The organism is Pseudomonas persica (genome assembly GCF_900291015.1).
Classification (GTDB): domain Bacteria; phylum Pseudomonadota; class Gammaproteobacteria; order Pseudomonadales; family Pseudomonadaceae; genus Aquipseudomonas.
The window spans coordinates 1-251 of sequence record NZ_OLKL01000263.1 but is presented as its reverse complement, the minus strand read 5'-3'; the positions used below and the strand labels follow the sequence as shown (position 1 = coordinate 251).

Sequence of the window (251 nt, the reverse complement as noted above, 5' to 3'; positions counted from 1 at the left end):
CCTTTGAACCGCCTATTGTAGCCAGTATTATTATGGAACAGCTAGGAAAAAAGAAAAAATGGAAACGACAAACTATTATTACATTGTACCGGTTTTGGAAAAAATATTTTAAAGGGCGAGAGCTCCGGAATCTCGCCCCATCATTATTTTATTTGTCGATTCAAAATCTGATTTCAGGGATTTATTTTAAAATTCAATGAAACCCTTGGATAATACAGGTTTTAACTTGTTAAATATATAAAGTAGTTTAC

At 31.9% G+C, this 251-nt stretch carries 1 protein-coding gene; it reads left to right on the top strand.

Annotation, left to right across the window (positions count from 1 at the left end; translation table 11 throughout):
- On the top strand, positions 1–200 hold a 200-nt coding region (locus tag FQ664_RS27620), incomplete at its 5' end, for a hypothetical protein (protein ID WP_218570447.1).
- Positions 201–251 lie beyond the last annotated feature (51 nt).